20 protein-coding genes and 1 tRNA gene are annotated in these 17,411 nt (G+C 63.2%); 7 read left to right on the plus strand and 14 right to left on the minus strand.

All coding sequences use genetic code 11. The features are described from left to right. Window positions 1–101: 101 nt before the first annotated feature. Complete coding sequence (locus Q8R81_RS04595) at window positions 102–2,174, minus strand: TonB-dependent siderophore receptor (RefSeq protein ID WP_305616270.1); 2,073 nt, start codon at window positions 2,172–2,174, stop codon at window positions 102–104. 199 nt (window positions 2,175–2,373) lie between these two features. Here Q8R81_RS04595 and arsC point away from each other — a divergent pair, with 199 nt between their 5' ends. Continuing rightward, window positions 2,374–2,715, plus strand: a complete 342-nt coding sequence (arsC, locus tag Q8R81_RS04600; RefSeq protein WP_305616271.1) for an arsenate reductase (glutaredoxin) — start codon at window positions 2,374–2,376, stop codon at window positions 2,713–2,715. 79 nt (window positions 2,716–2,794) lie between these two features. Here arsC and Q8R81_RS04605 read toward each other — a convergent pair whose 3' ends face one another. From Q8R81_RS04605 to Q8R81_RS04620, 4 genes are read right to left on the minus strand one after another with little or no spacing between them, the layout of a single operon-like run. Continuing rightward, entirely contained in the window at window positions 2,795–2,923 is a 129-nt protein-coding gene (locus Q8R81_RS04605) for a hypothetical protein (RefSeq protein ID WP_305616272.1), read from the minus strand. A 44-nt stretch (window positions 2,924–2,967) separates the two neighbouring features. Next, entirely contained in the window at window positions 2,968–4,098 is a 1,131-nt protein-coding gene (locus Q8R81_RS04610) for a M14-type cytosolic carboxypeptidase (RefSeq protein WP_305616273.1), read from the minus strand. Further along, window positions 4,095–4,703 (minus strand): DUF4136 domain-containing protein, encoded by a 609-nt coding sequence (locus Q8R81_RS04615; protein WP_305616274.1) that lies wholly within the window; start codon window positions 4,701–4,703, stop codon window positions 4,095–4,097. The genes Q8R81_RS04610 and Q8R81_RS04615 overlap by 4 nt, the downstream gene beginning before the upstream one ends. Window positions 4,704–4,760: 57 nt before the next feature. Beyond that, window positions 4,761–5,432 (minus strand): DUF4136 domain-containing protein, encoded by a 672-nt coding sequence (locus tag Q8R81_RS04620; RefSeq protein ID WP_305616275.1) that lies wholly within the window; start codon window positions 5,430–5,432, stop codon window positions 4,761–4,763. 177 nt (window positions 5,433–5,609) lie between these two features. On the opposite strand from Q8R81_RS04620, the gene ykgO reads away from it, so the two are divergent. Both ykgO and Q8R81_RS04630 read left to right on the plus strand, forming a co-directional pair. After that, a complete protein-coding gene (gene ykgO, locus Q8R81_RS04625; RefSeq protein WP_011446910.1) occupies window positions 5,610–5,735 on the plus strand; it encodes a type B 50S ribosomal protein L36 in 126 nt (41 codons plus the stop codon). Window positions 5,736–5,853: 118 nt separating this feature from the next. Then, the gene (locus Q8R81_RS04630) at window positions 5,854–6,462 is read left to right on the plus strand and encodes an HAD family hydrolase (RefSeq protein ID WP_305616276.1); all 609 of its coding nucleotides are present in this window, start codon (window positions 5,854–5,856) and stop codon (window positions 6,460–6,462) included. 47 nt (window positions 6,463–6,509) lie between these two features. Here the strand turns inward: Q8R81_RS04630 and Q8R81_RS04635 are convergent, their stop codons facing one another. The 4 genes from Q8R81_RS04635 to pepN all read right to left on the minus strand — a co-directional run bounded on the left by Q8R81_RS04635 (window position 6,510) and on the right by pepN (window position 11,492). After that, window positions 6,510–7,376 (minus strand): OmpA family protein, encoded by an 867-nt coding sequence (locus Q8R81_RS04635; protein WP_305616277.1) that lies wholly within the window; start codon window positions 7,374–7,376, stop codon window positions 6,510–6,512. A gap of 122 nt (window positions 7,377–7,498) precedes the next feature. Continuing rightward, the gene (locus Q8R81_RS04640; RefSeq protein ID WP_305616304.1) at window positions 7,499–8,128 is read right to left on the minus strand and encodes a glutathione S-transferase; all 630 of its coding nucleotides are present in this window, start codon (window positions 8,126–8,128) and stop codon (window positions 7,499–7,501) included. Beyond that, complete coding sequence (gene pgeF / locus Q8R81_RS04645) at window positions 8,125–8,886, minus strand: peptidoglycan editing factor PgeF (protein ID WP_305616278.1); 762 nt, start codon at window positions 8,884–8,886, stop codon at window positions 8,125–8,127. The genes Q8R81_RS04640 and pgeF overlap by 4 nt, the downstream gene beginning before the upstream one ends. Then, window positions 8,883–11,492, minus strand: a complete 2,610-nt coding sequence (gene pepN / locus Q8R81_RS04650) for an aminopeptidase N (protein WP_305616279.1) — start codon at window positions 11,490–11,492, stop codon at window positions 8,883–8,885. Before pepN ends, pgeF begins: the two co-directional genes overlap by 4 nt. 55 nt (window positions 11,493–11,547) lie before the next feature. Between pepN and Q8R81_RS04655 the strand changes: the two genes are divergently transcribed. Further along, the gene (locus Q8R81_RS04655; protein ID WP_305616280.1) at window positions 11,548–12,396 is read left to right on the plus strand and encodes an SDR family NAD(P)-dependent oxidoreductase; all 849 of its coding nucleotides are present in this window, start codon (window positions 11,548–11,550) and stop codon (window positions 12,394–12,396) included. On the opposite strand, the gene Q8R81_RS04660 is transcribed toward Q8R81_RS04655, so the two are convergent. Both Q8R81_RS04660 and Q8R81_RS04665 read right to left on the minus strand, forming a co-directional pair. Continuing rightward, window positions 12,306–13,244, minus strand: a complete 939-nt coding sequence (locus tag Q8R81_RS04660; protein WP_305616281.1) for a DMT family transporter — start codon at window positions 13,242–13,244, stop codon at window positions 12,306–12,308. The genes Q8R81_RS04655 and Q8R81_RS04660 overlap by 91 nt on opposite strands. Next, window positions 13,241–14,257 carry a low specificity L-threonine aldolase gene (locus tag Q8R81_RS04665; protein WP_305616282.1) on the minus strand — a complete coding sequence of 339 codons (1,017 nt, stop codon included), beginning with the start codon at window positions 14,255–14,257 and terminating at the stop codon, window positions 13,241–13,243. The genes Q8R81_RS04660 and Q8R81_RS04665 overlap by 4 nt, the downstream gene beginning before the upstream one ends. Before the next feature lie 65 nt (window positions 14,258–14,322). Between Q8R81_RS04665 and Q8R81_RS04670 the strand changes: the two genes are divergently transcribed. Further along, window positions 14,323–14,613, plus strand: coding sequence for a GNAT family N-acetyltransferase (locus tag Q8R81_RS04670; protein WP_305616283.1), 291 nt, complete (start codon window positions 14,323–14,325; stop codon window positions 14,611–14,613). On the opposite strand, the gene Q8R81_RS04675 is transcribed toward Q8R81_RS04670, so the two are convergent. The 3 genes from Q8R81_RS04675 to Q8R81_RS04685 form a co-directional block, all read right to left on the minus strand. Next, complete coding sequence (locus Q8R81_RS04675) at window positions 14,610–14,990, minus strand: CZB domain-containing protein (RefSeq protein WP_305616284.1); 381 nt, start codon at window positions 14,988–14,990, stop codon at window positions 14,610–14,612. The genes Q8R81_RS04670 and Q8R81_RS04675 overlap by 4 nt on opposite strands. 131 nt (window positions 14,991–15,121) lie before the next feature. After that, complete coding sequence (locus tag Q8R81_RS04680; protein WP_305616285.1) at window positions 15,122–16,099, minus strand: sensor histidine kinase; 978 nt, start codon at window positions 16,097–16,099, stop codon at window positions 15,122–15,124. A 147-nt stretch (window positions 16,100–16,246) separates the two neighbouring features. Beyond that, window positions 16,247–16,321, minus strand: a tRNA-Thr gene (locus Q8R81_RS04685). Window positions 16,322–16,483: 162 nt separating this feature from the next. Here Q8R81_RS04685 and Q8R81_RS04690 point away from each other — a divergent pair. After that, window positions 16,484–16,651 (plus strand): hypothetical protein, encoded by a 168-nt coding sequence (locus tag Q8R81_RS04690; RefSeq protein WP_305616286.1) that lies wholly within the window; start codon window positions 16,484–16,486, stop codon window positions 16,649–16,651. A 45-nt stretch (window positions 16,652–16,696) separates the two neighbouring features. Beyond that, window positions 16,697–17,383 (plus strand): 2,3-diphosphoglycerate-dependent phosphoglycerate mutase, encoded by a 687-nt coding sequence (gene gpmA / locus Q8R81_RS04695; protein WP_305616287.1) that lies wholly within the window; start codon window positions 16,697–16,699, stop codon window positions 17,381–17,383. Window positions 17,384–17,411: the final 28 nt, after the last annotated feature.

Raw genomic sequence — 17,411 nt, forward strand, 5'->3', positions numbered from 1 at the left:
TGTCTCGACTTCGCTCGACACGAACGGATGTGGGCGATGACCCGGTTTGCGCCCCCTCCCGGGGAGGGGCGTGGGAGGGGGCGCGGCGGGGGCTGGTTAGCTCAGAACTTGGTGCGGACTGTCAGGCGGGCGTTCAGCGGCTCGCCGGTGGAGATGTTGTTGTCGGTGTGCGCGGAGGGGAAATAGTCGGTGTCGGTCAGGTTCTCGACATTGAGCTGGAGCGAGAGGTTCTCCGACAGATCGTAGAACACGGCAGCATCGAGGCGCGTGAAGGCCGGGAGCGTCACGCCGTTGCTTATCGTGGCGAAGCTTTTCGACTGGTGCGTGATGCCAAGGCCGAGGCCGATCTGGCCGGTCACATCATAGCGCGTCCATGCCGAGGCCTGATGGCGCGGCAATTGCGATAGCTTGCGACCGGCAGGTGCGGCGGTGGTGGCTGAACGGACTTCGCCATCCTGCAGGGTATAGCCAAGGCTTGCCTGCCAGTGCGGCAGGATGCGGCCCGCCAACGAAAGCTCGATGCCCTTGGCGCGGGTCTGGCCTGACAGTTCGGGCAGGCCGGTGACCGGGTTGTTGAAGCGCGAATTGTCGCGGTCCAGCTGGTAGACGGCAGCAGTGAAGGCAAGGCCGGGGTTTACGTCCCACTTCACGCCTGCTTCGAGGTTTTCGAACTGCTCTGGCGCGAGGGTGGCTTGCGTGGCGTCCAATGCGCCGAATTGATCGCCCGATTGCGGCAGGAACGTGCGCGTGAAGCTGCCGTAGAAGCTGACGTTTTCCTGTGGCTTGAGAATCAGGCCGAAGCGCGGCGACCATTTGCGGTCGGTGCGCGATGCGCCGACGTTGTTGATCGCATTGCGACCGGTGATGCGGAATTCGTCATAGCGGACACCGGCAACAACTTGCAGGAACGACGCAAGCTCGATCTGGTCCTGAATATAGGCCGAAAACGTGCGCACATCGGTGCGGCTGTTGGTGACAAGCGGGCCATAAGTGAGCGCGGGGACATTGAGGCGTTCTGCCAGCGTGACCGTGCCGTTGTTGGTGTTGCGGCGGGTGGCGTGGGTGTCCTGATCGGCGAATTCGACGCCTGTCAGCAGGGTGTGGCCGATGCCGCCGGTCTGCCCGGTCCAGACGAGGTTGGCTTGCCCGACCCAGCTGCCGCGCACGGTGCCGCTGTCATATCCGGCCAGTGCGACCGTGTTGTTAGTTGTGTTCACCGGTCCACTGGCGAAGATGTTGCCATAGAGCTTGTCGGTGTGGCTGTACTGGCCAAGCACGTTGAAGCTGAGATTGTCGGTCAGGTCATGATCGAGCCGGGCCTGCGCGATGTGCGCGACGACGGTGGCGATGTTCGTGTCCTTGCGGCCAAAGAACGTGTCGTCAAAACCGGTCAGCGGCTTACCGCCCAGCGAGGGCACGCCGCGATCGGTGGTGCGGCGGTCATCATCGTAGTTGTAGGCAAGTTCGATCCGCGTGGCATCGCCCGGCTGGAACGCCATCGTGGGGTTCACGCCGATGAAGCGGCCCTCGAAATCCTGACGGTGGTTGTCGAATTCCTCGTAGGTGGCGTTGAGGCGCGCGCCGACCATGTCGCTGAGCGGCTGGTTCCAGTCGGCGGCAAGCGCGAAAGCGCCGAAGCTGTCGACATTGGCGCTGGCTTGTCCGCTGGTGCCGGCAAGGTCAGGCGTCTTGCTGACACGGTTGATCACGCCGCCGCCGCCGCCACGGCCAAACAGCAGCGCGTTGGCACCTTTCAGCACTTCCACACGCTCGATATTGTAGAGCGAGCGATAGTATTGCGTGTCGTCGCGCAGGCCATCGAGATAAAAGTCGGCGGTGGTGTTCTGGCCGCGCAGGGTGATCTGGTCGCGGTGGCCTTCGCCCTGGCCGAGCACGACGCCCGGGACATAGCGCAGCGCATCGCCAAGCTGGGTAATGCCCTGATCGTCAAGCTGTTCGCGCGTGAGCACGGTGATGGTCTGCGGCACGTCGACCAGCGGAGTGGGGGTCTTTACCGCATTGGCATCGACCGGGCGATAGCCGTCGGCTGTGCCGGTGACGACGATGACTGTGCCGGTGGCTTCTGGCGCAGCGTCTGCCGGAACGACATCTGCGAAGGCCGCTGAAGGGGCAAGCACGGTTCCGGCGAGGAGCAGGCTGACGAGGTGGTTCACAAATTCTCCCTGATCATTTCGCACGCTGGGCGATGCGATAATGATTTGCAGTCACGTCGCCTATTGCGAGTCAAAGTCACTTGCAAGGAGATTTATGAGACTTGGTCGCATTAACATTGATGCGGATCAAACTGGCGCGATGTTGCGTGGTTGGATCGTGAAGCTAAAGCAGTGCGGTGTTTTATCTGGAAGGCGGACTATGAAAGCTACGATCTGGCACAACCCCGGCTGCGGGACTTCACGCAACACGCTGGCGATGTTGCGTGAGTCGGGTGCTGAGGTGACCGTAGTCGAGTATCTCAAGACACCGCCGAGCGCGGACAAGCTGGCGCAGCTCTATCGCGATGCCGGGATCACGCCGCAGCAGGGTTTGCGGATGCGCGGGACGGATGCCGAAGAGCGCGGGCTGGTGCAGGCCGATGATGCGACGGTGCTGGCGGCGATGACGGCAGAGCCGAAGCTGATCGAGAGGCCGCTGGTGGAAACCGACAAGGGTGTGCGCCTGTGCCGTCCCAAGGAGTTGGTGCTGGAGATTCTTTAGACGCGCTTGCGTTCAGAAGCGCATCCCCGTTCGTGTCTCGACTTCGCTCGACGCGAACGGATGTAGTGCGAGCCTCTGTTTAGAAAGGCAGCGGGTGTCCGGCGAGGATCAGCGCGGCGGCACAGCCCAGCACGATCAACCTGCGCGGCAGATCAGGCAGCAGATGCGCAGGAGCGACGGTGTGGATCAGGGCGATTGTGCGGGCCATGCTGCTGCCATGCGCCTTGATTTGTTAACGGCTGGTAAAAGCGTTCAACCTTCCAGCCATTCCAGCAGCGATGTCAGGCATTCGCGCCCCAGCAGCTTTGAGCGTTCAGGACTCCAGCCCTGTTCCAAGCACGGCAGATCGTCGTTGTCCTTGAAGGGCATTTCCAGCGTCATCGCCAGACAGCCAAAGCGTTCGGCCACATGATTGGTGGACATCGCCAGATTGGCGCGACCGGGCGAGGCGGTGGGATAGCCGCGCTTTGTCTGGAAATCCGGCGTGCGGCGTTCAAGGATGGCGCGGTAGCGGGTGTAGCTTTCGCCCAAGGCATCGGTCCATGAAGGGATGCCTTCAAAGCCTGCGATGAACACGTGGGGGATCGCTTCGTCACCGTGGACATCCATCGCGAAGTGGCAGCCGACCTCGTCCATCGCGTTGCGGATGGCGAGCACTTCGGGCGAGCGTTCGGGAGTGGGTTCGTGCCATTCGCGATTGAGGTTCACGCCCACGGCATTGGTGCGCAAGTGGCCGCGGCAAGATCCGTCGGGGTTGGCATTGGGCACCACGTGGAAGCGGCACAGCTGGCGCAGGCGGCGGGCATGGGGGTCTGCCGGATCGGTCAGCATGTCCAGCACCCCTTCCATCCACCATTCGGCCATCGATTCGCCGGGGTGCTGGCGGGCATAGAGCCACACGTGCTTTTCACCCTCGCCCATTTCGAGGCAGTCGATCGGCTGGCCTTCGATGCTGGTGCCAAGGCAGCGGTAGGTCACGCCCGGTTGCGCGGCGACTTGGGCGACCAGATCGTGATGTCGCTCCATCGAATAAGGCGCGAAATAGGCGAACCAGCAGGTGCCGCCCTGCGGGGTGTGGCGGATGGTCAGCGTACCATCGGCCTCGCGCGGGTCATAAGTGGTGTCGGTGCGGCCCCAGAATTCGCGGTCTTCGGAAAATGCGGCGCGATAGCCGGGCCAACCGCCGGGGTAGGCCGATTTGGCAAGGCCGGTGATCTTCAGTTCCAGTTCGCGCCCTGCAGCGCCATCGACGCGGAAGTGGAACCACTGGAAGAAGTCCGAATCGCGGTCCTTGCGGATGGAGAGAGTTGCGCTGGCCCCTGAAACGGAGAGCACTTCGATATTGCCGGAATCGAACGCGGCATTGATGCGGATGTCATTCATTTGACAGTGATAGTCTCACCCGAGGTGCCGGGGAAGTCCGAGAACAGCGCGCGGGCGAGGCGTGGGGCCGCTTCGCCGATGGCAGCTTCCTTGGCCTTCGCACTTTCGCGGTTGTCGGCGCGGCCTTCCCACAGCGATTCGCCGGTCTTCTTGTCGCGGATGCGGACAGAAAGGCGGGTGACCACGAAATCCTTCGGCCCACCGCCAAGGTTGAAGCCGAGTCCGAGGCCCAGCCCGCTGCCGAAGCTGCCAGTCGATCCGCCCACGCCAACGCTGACGGGGCTGCGCGTGCGTTCGCGCTTTTGCACTTCGCGTTCGATGAACACTTCGGCAACAACATCAGTGGCGCCGGGCGTGGCGATGCCGAAACCCTGCGCGGAAAGTTCGCGCTGGACGGCGGTGAGCCATGTCTTGTCCTCAAGACTCTTGGGATCGCTGCCGGGGGCGGGTTCGACCATCGCAGCCACGCCCTTCAGCCGGGCCAGCGTTTCGGGCGTGTGGAAGCGGGTGACTTCCACCGGGGCGGGCTTGGCCAGCGCGGGCGTGACGGTCAGGGCGGAAAGGGCGAGTGCGGCGGCGAGGCGTTTCATCTTTGCAGCATCCATCTGTTTATCCCCCAAGGTGGGGCCGATTGCCGCATGCCGCAATGCCAAAGGGCACAGTCAGCCGCCGGTTGGCACTACCTGCGCATCTGCAAAGCGGGCGAAGAGCGCCGTGGCCAGTTTTGCTGCAACCGCGCCGTTGTCGAGCCCGTCGTCATCTTCGCGCGATTGCGCTTCGGCGTGGCCTTCCCACAGCACGCGGTCGGTCACCTTGTCGCGGATGCGCACATCGAGCCGCGTGGCGATGATCGCCTTGCGGGGCTTCGACAGGTCGATGTTAAGTGCCATCGCCTGATAGTTGCCGCGATTCGAAACGCCCACTTCCATCGCGCCAGAGACGGCCTTGCGCTTCTCCTCCTCAGGCACGACGACGGCGTGGGTTATGCCGATCTGGGCGATCTGGCCACTTTCCGCGCCGCTGACGGCGGTATCGTAGCCAAGCTTGGCCAGTTGATCGACCACGGCGGCTTCATAGACCGGCAGCTTCCATTCGACTTCGGCACCGTTGGCGGCGGCAACGGTGATCGGGCCTTTGCCGAGCAGGGCCGCAGCGTCTGCGGACTGGAAGGCGGTGACGTCGACCTTCTTTGACGGCTGGGCGGCTTGGCGCGAGGGGCCGCCGAATCGCTGGTCCATCTGGCTTCCTCCCCAGCGCCCGCCCATCGGTTGGGCCACGGCGGCGGCAGGCAGGGAGAGCGCGATAAGCGCGACGATGGGCAATTTGAGGTTCATTCGCTTGCTTCCCACATGAGGGCTGTCAGAGTGATGAACGCGCGCCGACGCTAAATCCTGCGCCGGATCAGCCAAATGCAGCAGATTGGTCAGCGCGAGGTTGACTTGGGTGCGCGCCGTCTTTAACGGCCACGCTTCAGTTTTCAGCCCGGTCAGCTTCGGGCAAAGGGATTCGACATGAAGATTCGCAACAGCCTGAAGTCGCTCAAGGACCGCCACCGGGACAACCGCGTGATTCGTCGCCGTGGCCGCGTCTATGTGATCAACAAGACCCAGAAGCGCTTCAAGGCGCGCCAGGGTTAATCGAATAAGTTTCGGTGCAGTCTCGCGACGGCGGGGCTGCACCGGAAACCGGCAGGCCTTTTCACAAGGCGCGTTGCCCCCGCCGAAACGCGGGGGCGCTGTCGTTTTTGGGGTTCGCATGGCAGTAGAAGCCGTAGTCTGGGACATCGGGCGCGTGCTGGTCGAATTCGATCTGGCGCGAATTTACCGCGATTCTATTCCCGATGCAGAAGAGCGTGCCCGATTCGTTGCCGAAGTGGTGACCGAGGACTGGCATTGGCAGCATGATGCCGGAGTGCCCTTTGCGCAAATGGTCGCTGCCCGCTCCGCCGAATTTCCGCAGCATGCGGCGCGAATCGCGCTCTATGCCAGCCACTGGCTGGATAGCCTTCCCGGCCCGGTGCCCGGCACGCATGCGTTGATAGAGCGGCTGGCGGCGCGGGGCGTGCCGCAATATGCGATCACCAATTTTGGTGTCGATGCGTGGGAAATGTTCCGGCCAACGTACCCGATTCTCGATCACATGCGCGATATCGTGATTTCAGGCGTGGAGCGGCTGGTAAAGCCCGATGTCGCGATCTTTGATCTGGCGGTGCAGCGATTTGGCCGTGCGCCGGAAACGATGCTGTTCATTGATGACAATGCCGCCAATATCGCCGCCGCGCAGGCGCTGGGCTGGCAGGTGCATCACTTCGTGCGCGATCCGGTGGTGCTGGAAGCGCGGATGCAGGCACTGGGCCTGCTGTAAGGCGGGACGAGCCGCAGTCCCCGTGACCGCGCCCGCCCCGTGCATCGTCAAAAGCCGTCGATAGCCTTGCTGACAAGGACGTTCACCGCAACGCGGCGGTTCTGCGCTTTGCCTTCTTCGGTGTAGTTGTCTGCCGCCGGATCGGATTCTGCCATGCCGGTGGGGGTCAGCACGCGGTATGGCTTCCAGCGGCACTGCTGTTGCAGATAGTTGATCACGCTGGCGGCGCGCTTTTCGCTGAGCGTCTGGTTGTATTCTTCGGGGCCGACCGAATCGGTGTAGCCGACCACCAGCAGCAGCGCGTTGTCCATGCCTTCTGCCGTAGCGGCTGCCTGGCACAGCTCAGCGCGGGCCTGCGGGGAAAGTGCGGTCTTGCCGGTGTCGAAATAGACGTTGGTGGTGGCTTTGACGTTGTAATTGTCGATGTCGCCCATGCGGCTGCGCAGGCCCTCGGTGGCAGCAGTCTGTTCAGCAAAGCCCTGCGCCGTGCCATTGCGGATCATGTTGGCGGTCTTGAAGTCGCCGTTCTTGAAAGTGATCTGGCTGGCGAGCAGCGTGGTGCCCGATTGCATGGTCTTTACGGTAACGGGCAGGCCGTTGAGCAGGTTCGTCATGCCCAGCTTCTTGCTGCCGAACAGGCCGGTGCTGGCTTTGACGGTGGTGGCATCGTTGAGGAAGATCACCGAGCTGGTGCCATCGACGGCCGTGACCTTCATCTTGTCACCCTTGCGGGCCGTGATGATCCCTTTGATCTCGGGGCCTTTGACCATCTCGGCCATCTCGGGAAGGGCTTCGCCCTCGACAATGATGTTCGGATCTTGCGATGCTTCCTGCGCCAACGCGCTGACGGAAGGGGTAAGCGCCGCTGTGCTGAGCAGGAACGCGAGCCCTGCGGTTCTGGAAATCGTGTCCACGGATGTCCTCCTGAGAATTTCGATTGCAGACCTGCTGCGACATATCTTTCTGTCAGGTGAATGTAACAGGACGCCGGTTGGATTGTGCAGCTAAATTGCCCCCGTTTTGAGGCGAACCGAGTTCAGGCTGAAAAGAAGACCGGCGGGTTTCCGAGCTTCCAAGGCACGAATTTGGTCATCACAGCGGCGAAAAGCGGCGATCCCAAGTGTGCGGTCAGCCAGTGTTTGAGGTGGGGCAACGGCTGTTCCGCGAACCATGCGGGATCCACTGCGGCGAACTGACGGACGAACGGCATGATCGCCATGTCGGTCAGACCGGGCGCGGCGTCGCAGAGCTGGCCATTGGCAGCGAGGCGGGTGTCGAGCTCGCCGAGGAACGCGACGCTAGATGCTCGATGGGACAGCGCATCGCTGCCGTGGCGGTCAGGATACTTGTAGCGATCCAAATCATGCTTGAATGGGCCGTCGTTGCGCGCGATCAGGGACTCGTCGGTGCGCTTCAGCCAGTGTTCGGGGTCGCTCAGGGACAGCGCCCAGCGCATCACGTCGAGGCTTTCATCGATCACGCTGCCATCGGACAGGACGAGCACCGGGACCGTGCCCTTGGGCGAGGCTGCGAGCATTTCTGTGGGCTTGGAGGCTAGCTTTACTTCGCGGAGTTCCACTTGTGTCCCGCTCACCGCCACTGCCAGCCGCGCGCGCATGGCGTAGGGGCAGCGGCGGAAGCTGTAGAGGATGGGTAGGGCGCTCAGGCGCGAAGGCCGATCAGCGAGATCTGGCGACCATAGCTCGGCTCGGCCCGGTGGGTGGCGCGGCGGAAGGAGTAGAACCGGGCCTCCTGCGCATAAGTATCTTCGCCCAGCATGCCGACTTTGGTCAGGCCCGCATCGCGCAGTCGTGAGGCGACGTAGCCTTCGAGGTCGAACCATGCGTGGCCTTCGCGGCCCGTGCGGAAGAAGCGTTCGTTTTCCGAAGCTTGTTCAAGGAAGCGGGCTTCGAAGGCGGCGTCCACTTCATAGCTTTTTTGCGCGATGCACGGGCCGACCACGGCGGCGATGTTGGCGCGAGTCGCTCCCAGCGCTTCCATCGCGGCGATGGTTGCATCGGTGACGCCGGTGAACGCGCCTTTCCAGCCAGCGTGTGCGGCTCCGATAACGCCTGCTACGCTGTCGCTGAACAGCACCGGGGCGCAGTCTGCGGTCAGCACGCCGAGGACGAGGCCGGGGCGGTTGGTCACCAGTGCGTCGGCGCGGGGGCGGTCGGCATCGGCCCAAGGATCGGTGACGGTGACGACATCGGGCGAATGGATCTGGTAGCAGACCTGCAGGGTGCCGCCCGGCAGCACCGCCTCCACCGCGCGACGGCGGTTTTCAGCGGTCAACGCCGGGTCGTCCTCGCTGTAGCTGACGTTGAGGCCCGCAAGCTCACCTATGCTGACCCCGCCGCGACGGCCGAGGAAGCCGTGCGCCGCGCCCGTCAGCAGGGGGTGAGTCAGCGATTCGACGTTCATCCTTCCAAGCTCTTGCTCACCTGTTCGCGCACATCGCGCGACAGCGAGGGTTCTGCTGCGATGCGCTCCAGTTCGGCGCGCATCAGGGCTGCGCGGGCTTCGTCGACCTTTTTCCAGCGGCCGAGGTAGGGCACGAAGCGCGCGGCGACGTTGCCGTTGATCGGGTCCAGTTTCAGGATCAGGTCCGCGATCAGGCGATAGCCTTCGCCGCCTTCGCGATGGAACGCTTGCGCATTCACCGCATAGGCCATCCACAGTGCGCGGACGCGGTTGGGATTGGTCATCGTGAAATCGGCGTGCTGGCTGAGCGCCTTGACGTGCTCGGTCACCTTGGGGTTCAGCGATCCGGCCTGCAGCGAGAACCACTTGTCGGTGACCAGCATGTTGCCTTCGAACCGTGCATGGAAATCTGCCAGAGCGGCTTCCCGTTCGGGCTGGTCGAGGCTGCACAGGACCATCAGTGCGCCCTGGCGGTCGGTCATGTTGGTGGCGGCATCGTATTGCGCCTTGGCGCGGGCTGCGGCCTCTGCGGGATCGGCGGCGGCGAGATAGACGAGCGCTTGCGTCTTGCACTTGCGCGCGCCGCGTGCGGCGGCTTCGAGGCTGTAGGGGACGGCGGAGCAACGGTCGTGCAGCGAGAGCCACTTGGCCTTCAGCGTTTCGCCCAGCCAGCGCTTCAGGCCTTCGCGTTCGGCAAAGATGCGTGTGGGATCGGCGCGGGTGAGCTGTTCGGCAAGGTAGGCTTCACCCGGCAGGATCAGCAGTTCGCCGCGCATCAGATCGTCGAGCGCGGTATCATCGAGGATCGCGCCCATCGCTGCGCCGATAGCATCGCGAGAAGCGTCGCGGTCCTCAAGTGTGCCTGCGACCGCGCCGACCAAGTAGCGCACGATCAGCTGCTGCATCGCCTCATAACGGGCGAAGGGGTCATCGTCGTGCTGGGCAAGGAAAACGAGATCTGCGGTGGTGACGGGCGCAACCACTTCGACCGGGGCGGAAAAACCGCGATTGATCGAGAGGACGGGGAGCGCCTCGAACCCTTCGAACGTGAAGGTCTGCTCGGCTTCGGTCAGCACCAGCAGTTCCTCGCCGCGATGGATGGCTGCGGCGCGGTCGAACAGCGCGGTACGCAGCGGAATGACCATCGGCTGCTTGACCGGCTGGCCGGGGGTGGGAGCCATGCTCTGCGTCAACGTGAGCGTAAGCGTGGTGCGTTCCAGCGCCATCGTGACGGTGACCTTGGGCGTCCCTGCCTGCTCGTACCAGCGGCGGAACTGGGCGAGGTCCAGCCCTACGCCATCCTCGATGGCCTTGACGAAGTCCTCGCAAGTGGCCGCTTCGCCATCGTGCCGGTCGAAATAGAGCGTGGTGCCTTTCAGGAACCGCTCCATGCCTGCCAACACGGTCATCATGCGGATGACTTCGGCACCCTTGTTATAGACAGTGGCGGTATAGAAGTTGCTGATTTCCTGATAGGAATCGGGGCGGATCGGGTGGGCGAGGGGGCCGGAATCCTCGGGGAACTGGACGGCACGCAGGATGCGCACGTCCTCGATCCGCTTGACCGGGGGCGATCCGCGATCTGCGCTGAACTGCTGGTCGCGCAGCACGGTGAAGCCTTCCTTGAGGCTTAGCTGGAACCAGTCGCGGCAGGTGACGCGGTTGCCTGACCAGTTGTGGAAGTATTCGTGCGCGACCACGCCTTCGATGGCATCGTAATCGCCATCGGTGGCGGTTTCTGGATCGGCCAGAATGTAGCGCGTGTTGAAGACGTTGAGGCCCTTGTTCTCCATCGCGCCTGCGTTGAAATCACTGACCGCCACGATGTTGAAATCATCGAGATCGTATTCGCGGCCATAAACCTGCTCGTCCCACTGCATCGATGCGATGAGTGAGCGCATGGCGTGGTCGGTGCGGGCTTCGTCTCCCGGGCGGACGAGAATCGCAAGGTTCACCTTGCGGCCGGACATGGTGGTGAAGCTGTCCCGGTTGGCCACCAGTTCACCCGCCACCAGTGCGAAGAGGTACGAAGGCTTGGGCCACGGATCGTGCCATTCGGCCCAGTGCGTGCCATCGGCACCGTCACCGCTGGCGGTGGGGTTGCCGTTGGAGAGCAGGACTGGGAACTGCGCCTTGTCTCCGCTCATCCGCACCGAATAGACCGAGAGTACATCGGGCCGATCAGGGAAGAAGGTGATGCGGCGGAAACCCTCGGCCTCGCACTGGGTGCAGAGCAGACCATTGGAGGCGTAGAGGCCGGACAGCTGGGTGTTGGCAGTCGGGTCGATCAGCGTTTCGATGCCGACATCGTGCGCATCGCTGGGAAGGGCGATCACGAGGTCCGTGCCTTCCATGTGCCAATCGTTGTGGGCATGGCCATCGACCGTGACTGCCGTGGCCTCGATCGCTTCGCCATTGAGGCGCAGCTGTGCCGTGCCTGACCCTGCCGGGTTCTTGGCCACTTTCAGCGTGGCCAGCACGCGTGTGGCATTGAGCGACAGCGCGAAATCCAGCGCGATTTCCGGCACCAGCCATTCGGGCGGGCGATAATCCGCGCGGTTGATGACAACTGGGGCGATGACGGGCGAGCCGGAGAGATCGTTCATGGCACTGACTTAGGAACTGGTGCGCAATGCGGCAATCGCGGTTATGGTACATTTCATGGGAAACATGCTGATCTTCGGAATGGGCTACACGTCGCAAGTTGTGGCGCAGCGGTTGCGGGCGCTAGGCTGGACCGTGCGCGGCACTGGCAGCGCGGGCGACATTGCCTTTGATGACCGGCCCGCCGTGGAAGCGGCGCTGGCCAAGGCGACGCACGTGATGTCTTCGGTCCCGCCTTCGCGTGAAGGCGGCGATCCGGTGTTGCAGACATATGGCAAGGACATTGCCGCAGCGTGGCTGGCGTGGATTGGCTACCTGTCCTCGACCGGCGTCTATGGCGATGCTGGCGGAGCGTGGGTGGATGAAAGCGCCGCCGTCGGCACCGGGCGGCGGTCAGCGCGGACGCAGGCAGACCTCGATTGGCGGGCACTTTCGGAAAGAACGCGCGTATTCCGCCTGCCCGGTATTTACGGGCCGGGGCGGAGCGCGCTGGATCGCGTGGCGCACGGCAAGGCGCATCGCATCGCCATTCCCGATCAGGTGTTCAGCCGGGTGCATGTGGAAGACATCGCCAGCGGGGTGATCTCCGGATTTGCAGGACCGGGGGGCGTCTACAATCTGTCGGACGACCTGCCGTGCAGCCAGAATGAAGTGATCGATGAAGCGGCGCGGCTGCTGGGGGTTGCGCCGCCGCCGATGCAATCGCTCGAGGAGGCACAGTTATCACCAATGGCGCTGGCGTTCTATGCCGAGAACCGGCGTGTGGCGAATGGCAAGGCCAAGCGTGTGCTGGGGTGGAAGCCCGCTTTCCCGACTTATCGCGAGGGGTTGCGCGCCTTGAGGGCCAGCACAAGGCCGAGCATGGCCAGCGCCGATCCGGCTAGCGCCAGCATCGACCAGCGATAGCCTTCGAACAGCGTCGAGAGCAGCATGGCGACGACTGGCACCAGCACTCCGTTGTAGGCGCCACGCCCAGCACCGAGGCGCTGGAGCAGGCGGAAATAGAGCGGGAAGGTGACGACCGAGCCGACGATGCCAAGGTAGAGCACGCCGAAGACATAGCCGGGGCGCATGTCGAACTGGGGTGGGCCTTCCACAGCCCATGCAAAGGCCCCGTCAATCAGCGCGCCGATCAGCATTCCCCATGCCAGCATCGGGATCATCGGCACATTCCGTGCAGCTGAACTGGCCTGCAGCACATTCGCAGACGATGCGCTGAACAGCGCGGCGGTGGTGAGCGCGATGCCGGTGAGCACTTGGCCTTCGGGCGGGGCCATGCGGTATTCGTGCAGCAGTAGCAGCGCGATGCCTGCGCCTGCGACGGCCGATCCGCCGATGAAGCCGCGCGTTACCGGCTGCTTGAGCACCGCCCACGCCAGCAACGCGTTGGGCACAACCAGCAATGCGAAGAACACTGCCACGATCCCCGATGTCAGGTGCGTTTCAGCGCGATAGACGAATTGGAAGTTCATCACGAACTGCAACAGGCCCAGCAGCGCGGCGACTTTCAGCCCAGTGGCCGAAATGCGGAGGGATTCGCGCCGGAACAGCGCCAGCGCGCCCATGCCGATGGCGGCTGTGACGAAGCGCCATGTGACCGACCAGCTAGGCGGCACCGTGCCGATCTGGTCCTTGATCACCAGCCAGGTTGACCCCCAGATCAGCGCGACGAGCAGGAACGGCCCTGCGACGCTCCATTGCCAGAATTTTGCCTGACCTGGAAGTTCTGGCCCGGGCAATTCGGGGTCGCTCATAGTGCGGCAATCGCGCGCGCGAGGGCCGAGACTTGGGCCGGATCGCTGTTCCATGCGGTAACGAACCGCGCTGCGCCGGGAGCGTCTGCCGGAGCGGTCCAGTCGTAGAAATCAAAGCCTTGGGCGCGAAGGATGTCCTGTTCTGCGGGAGAGAGGACCACGAACAACTCGTTGGCTTCAACCGGATGGAACAGGCGTTCACCACAGGCACTGGCGATTTCCCGCGCGGCGGCATTGGCGGCGCGGGCATTGTCCAGCCACAGATCGCCCTCAATCATCGCGAGCACTTGCGCGGCAAGATAGCGGCCCTTCGATTGCAGGTGCCCGGCGCGCTTGCGGCGATACCGCACCACATCGGCCAGCTCCATGTCGAAGAACACCAGCGCTTCGGCGTTCATCCCGCCATTCTTGACGCAGCCGAAGGTCAGCACATCGACGCCTGCCTGCGCGGTTACTTCGGCAGGGTGGCAGCCCAGATGCGCCACGGCATTGGCAAAGCGCGCGCCGTCCATATGCAGGCCAAGGCCGCGCCCCTGCGCCAGCGAGCCGATGCGGGCGATTTCCTCTGGCGTGTAGACACGGCCATATTCGGTGGCCTGCGTGATCGAGATGGCGTGGGGCTGCACCTGATGCACGTCGTTGCGGATCGGATCGATCACGGCGGCGATGGCATCGGGCGTCAGCTTCGCGCCTCCACCATCGGCCAGCATCAGCTTTGCGCCGTGGGTGTAGAAGCCGGGCGCGCCGCCTTCGTCCATCTCGATATGCGCCTCGCGGTGGCAAACCACGCCGCCGTGGGGCGGGACCATCGCGGCCAGCGCAAGGCAGTTGGCGGCGGTGCCGGTGGCGACCCACAGGGCGGCGCATTCGGTGCCGAACAGATCGGAGAAGGCATCGTCCATGCGGCGGGACAGCGCATCGCCGTCATACCCCGCATCGGGCGCATCGGCGGCGTGCATGGCGTCCCACACGCGGGGGTGGACAGCGGCGGCGTTGTCGGAGAAAAATTTCATTGGAAACCGCCATGTGGCCCGGCGCGTTTCCGGTCAAGCAGTCACAAAAGCCCAAGGAACAAAGCATGTCGGATATTGCTATCACTCATCTGGATCAGGGCGCGCGCGGCGAATATCACGCGAAAGTGGAAGGCAGCGAAGCGATTGGACGGCTGACGTATCAGCGGAGCGGCGATGTGGTGGTGGCAGACCACACGCTGGTGCCGACGGAGATCGGTGGACGCGGCGTGGCGGGTGAATTGGTCAAGGCGCTGATCGCAGATGCGCGCATGTATGGGTTCAAGATCGTTCCGCAGTGCAGCTATATCGAAGCGGCGTTCAAGCGGCATCCGGAATGGGCGGACCTTCGCGCTTAAGCGGCGATGCGCAGCTCGCTTTTCCACTTCAACAAGGCGCGCACCAGCTTTTCCGACACTTCCGTGAACGGGCCTTCGAGTGCGGCATTGGCTGCAGCGCCACTGCCGCCCAATGCAAGTTGCAAGACTTTGCCCGCTTCACGGTGAAAATCTGCGTGGACGCGGCCGATCACCGTATGAGGCACGGTGCTGCGGTGGCTTGGGTCGAAGGCCGGGTCATGCAGCCATTGTCCGAACTTGCAATTGCAATCGCCCGAGGCCTGCGGGACCGTCATATCACTGCGTCCCGACCGGATGGCAGAGCGCAATTGCATCTTCCAAAGGCCATGCGCCCCGATGGCGTTATCAATCTGGGCGACGAGTTGAGCGTTCGACACTTTGCGACCTCCTTGCACACGGGGCGTTGACGTTGTGCGGATCTAGGCAGATCGGGCAAAGAACGCGTGGGTTGTTGCATCGGAAGACTACGTATCTTCCAGCCCATTTCGCCGACATCGCGCTAGCGTGGTCAATCCTGCTGCAAAGGCAGCGTCAGCGTGGCGACCAGCCCGCTTTCGTTCCACGCAATGTCGAAGGTGCCTCCTCGGGCCTTGCAGATTCTTTCGATCAGCGAAAGGCCCTGTCCCCCCTCGCGCGACTTTGCGACGGGTGGGCGTCCCGTGGTTTCGCGCCATTTGATAAGAAGGTGCTCGTCGCCCAGCTCGGGATGAGGGGTCGCGGCCAGGTCAATCGCCCCACCGTGGCCAATAGCGCCATGTTTGGTCGAATTGACGGCAAGTTCGCCTACTACCAGCGAAATGGCATCGGCGATGCCACGCGATATGGCGTGATTGCCTGCGCACTCCAGCCTGACAATCGGACCATCGGCATCGCGGAAGGGCGAAATCAGTGTGGCGAGCAAGTCTGCAAGATCGGTTTCTTCGCTGCCGCCATCGAAGAGGGTCTGCGCGGTGGCAAGGGCGGAGATGCGCGACACCATCTCGTCGGCAAATGTAGAATTGTGCTCATCCCCGCGCGAAAGCGAGCGGAGCAAAGCGCAAACCATCGCAAAGCTGTTCTTCAGCCGATGGCGCATTTCCTCCAACAGGACTTTCAATGCCTCGCGGTCGGCGTGCAACTGGCTCACATCGCGTGAGACCGAGATGTAGCCAGCCGGCGCACCGTCGGGTGCCATTACTGCCGAGATGCTCACTTCCCACCAGCGCGGTGATCCCTTTGCAGTTGGGCAAAAAGCTTCAAGGCGCGCAACGCGGCCAGCAGTGGCATCGGACAGGGCAGAGCGAATCAATGCGCGCGATTCGTCTGGCCAGAAAGTGGCCCACTCCTTGCCGTTCAGCAGTTCGGGCTCATCAATTTCCATCGCGCACAAGCCATTGGGATTCATCCACAACAGTTCGCCCGACGGGCCGATCAGCTTTACGCAATCGGTGCTTTGTTCAAGCACACGCGAAAGGCTTTCTGGAGAAAGTTCAGCTCTGGACAGCATGGCCCAATCTTAGGTGCGAAAGGCAATGCTTGAAAGCGCGATCCGGCAAATCGTTCCGCATTACGCCAAACTGGGGCAGATCCGGGAAGCCCACGCCTCAAGCTGACGGCGTTGTCGGCCGGTCTTGCTGACGAAGGGAAGAGGAAATGGTGCTGCTGGGGAGGATTGAACTCCCGACCTCAGCCTTACCAAGGATGCGCTCTACCACTGAGCTACAGCAGCACACCATTTCCGCTTGGCCGCCCTGTCACACTGGTGAACCAGCGGGGTGGGCAGGGGCGCGCTAATGACGGGGGCATGGGCCTTTGTCAAGCGACTGTTCTGGCACGGGAGGTCTGAAAGGTGGCTTGCGCGTGATGGCTTGTCGCGGCAATCACCGTGGGGATGAGCGATGCCAAGCCACCCGTGACCCGCGAAGACCGTCTTGCTGCGCGCCTGCGTGACAATCTGAAGCGCAGGAAGGCACAGGCGCGCGAAATCAACGGGACCGGTGCAACCCATGAGGAAACGCCCGATTCGCTGGAAACCGGGCTTTCCAATCCGGCCACCTGACGCTAGGGGCGCGTTTCCCAGTTTTATCAGACAGAGGATGCCCCGATGCCCCGCCTGATCCTGATTCGCCACGGCCAGTCGCAGTGGAACCTCGAAAACCGCTTCACCGGCTGGTGGGACGTGGACGTGACCGAGAAGGGCGCAGCCGAAGCCTTTGCCGCGGGCCAACTGCTCAAGGACAAGGGCGTGCTGCCGACGCTCGCCTTCACCTCGCTCCAGACCCGCGCGATCAAAACGCTGCATCTGGCGCTTGAGGCGATGGGCCGGTTGTGGGTTCAGGAAGACAAGGACTGGCGCCTGAACGAGCGTCACTATGGCGGGCTGACGGGGCTGGACAAGGCTGAGACGGCAGCAAAGCATGGCGAGGATCAGGTAAAGGTCTGGCGTCGCAGCTTTGACGTGCCGCCGCCGGTGCTGGACGCAGGCAGCGAATTCGATCTGGCATCCGATCCCCGTTATGCCGGGATCGCGGTGCCCTCGACCGAGAGCCTCAAGGATACCATCGCCCGCGTCCTGCCCTGCTGGGAAGAGAAGATTGCGCCTGCGCTGCGCGCTGGGGAAACGGTGATCGTTTCGGCCCACGGCAACAGCCTGCGCGCGCTGGTAAAGCATCTGTCGGGCATTTCGGACGAGGATATCACGAGCCTCGAAATCCCCACCGGCCAGCCGATTATCTATGAACTCGACGATAACCTCGCCGAAGTGGAACGCTATTACCTCTCGGAACGCTGAGTTCCGGCAAGCCTGAAGGGGGCAGGGG

Origin of the sequence: Novosphingobium sp. (assembly GCF_030696665.1) — a bacterium.
Lineage (GTDB): Bacteria > Pseudomonadota > Alphaproteobacteria > Sphingomonadales > Sphingomonadaceae > Novosphingobium.

What these genes read in the sequence shown, in the direction of transcription:
- arsC (WP_305616271.1), top strand. Translation starts at nt 2,374, where the DNA reads ATGAAAGCTACGATCTGGCACAACCCCGGCTGCGGGACTTCACGCAAC.
- Q8R81_RS04605 (WP_305616272.1), bottom strand. Translation starts at nt 2,923, where the DNA reads ATGGCCCGCACAATCGCCCTGATCCACACCGTCGCTCCTGCGCATCTG.
- Q8R81_RS04610 (WP_305616273.1), bottom strand. Translation starts at nt 4,098, where the DNA reads ATGAATGACATCCGCATCAATGCCGCGTTCGATTCCGGCAATATCGAA.
- Q8R81_RS04615 (WP_305616274.1), bottom strand. Translation starts at nt 4,703, where the DNA reads ATGGATGCTGCAAAGATGAAACGCCTCGCCGCCGCACTCGCCCTTTCC.
- Q8R81_RS04620 (WP_305616275.1), bottom strand. Translation starts at nt 5,432, where the DNA reads ATGAACCTCAAATTGCCCATCGTCGCGCTTATCGCGCTCTCCCTGCCT.
- ykgO (WP_011446910.1), top strand. Translation starts at nt 5,610, where the DNA reads ATGAAGATTCGCAACAGCCTGAAGTCGCTCAAGGACCGCCACCGGGAC.
- Q8R81_RS04630 (WP_305616276.1), top strand. Translation starts at nt 5,854, where the DNA reads ATGGCAGTAGAAGCCGTAGTCTGGGACATCGGGCGCGTGCTGGTCGAA.
- pgeF (WP_305616278.1), bottom strand. Translation starts at nt 8,886, where the DNA reads ATGAACGTCGAATCGCTGACTCACCCCCTGCTGACGGGCGCGGCGCAC.
- pepN (WP_305616279.1), bottom strand. Translation starts at nt 11,492, where the DNA reads ATGAACGATCTCTCCGGCTCGCCCGTCATCGCCCCAGTTGTCATCAAC.
- Q8R81_RS04655 (WP_305616280.1), top strand. Translation starts at nt 11,548, where the DNA reads ATGGGAAACATGCTGATCTTCGGAATGGGCTACACGTCGCAAGTTGTG.
- Q8R81_RS04660 (WP_305616281.1), bottom strand. Translation starts at nt 13,244, where the DNA reads ATGAGCGACCCCGAATTGCCCGGGCCAGAACTTCCAGGTCAGGCAAAA.
- Q8R81_RS04665 (WP_305616282.1), bottom strand. Translation starts at nt 14,257, where the DNA reads ATGAAATTTTTCTCCGACAACGCCGCCGCTGTCCACCCCCGCGTGTGG.
- Q8R81_RS04670 (WP_305616283.1), top strand. Translation starts at nt 14,323, where the DNA reads ATGTCGGATATTGCTATCACTCATCTGGATCAGGGCGCGCGCGGCGAA.
- Q8R81_RS04680 (WP_305616285.1), bottom strand. Translation starts at nt 16,099, where the DNA reads ATGCTGTCCAGAGCTGAACTTTCTCCAGAAAGCCTTTCGCGTGTGCTT.
- Q8R81_RS04690 (WP_305616286.1), top strand. Translation starts at nt 16,484, where the DNA reads ATGAGCGATGCCAAGCCACCCGTGACCCGCGAAGACCGTCTTGCTGCG.
- gpmA (WP_305616287.1), top strand. Translation starts at nt 16,697, where the DNA reads ATGCCCCGCCTGATCCTGATTCGCCACGGCCAGTCGCAGTGGAACCTC.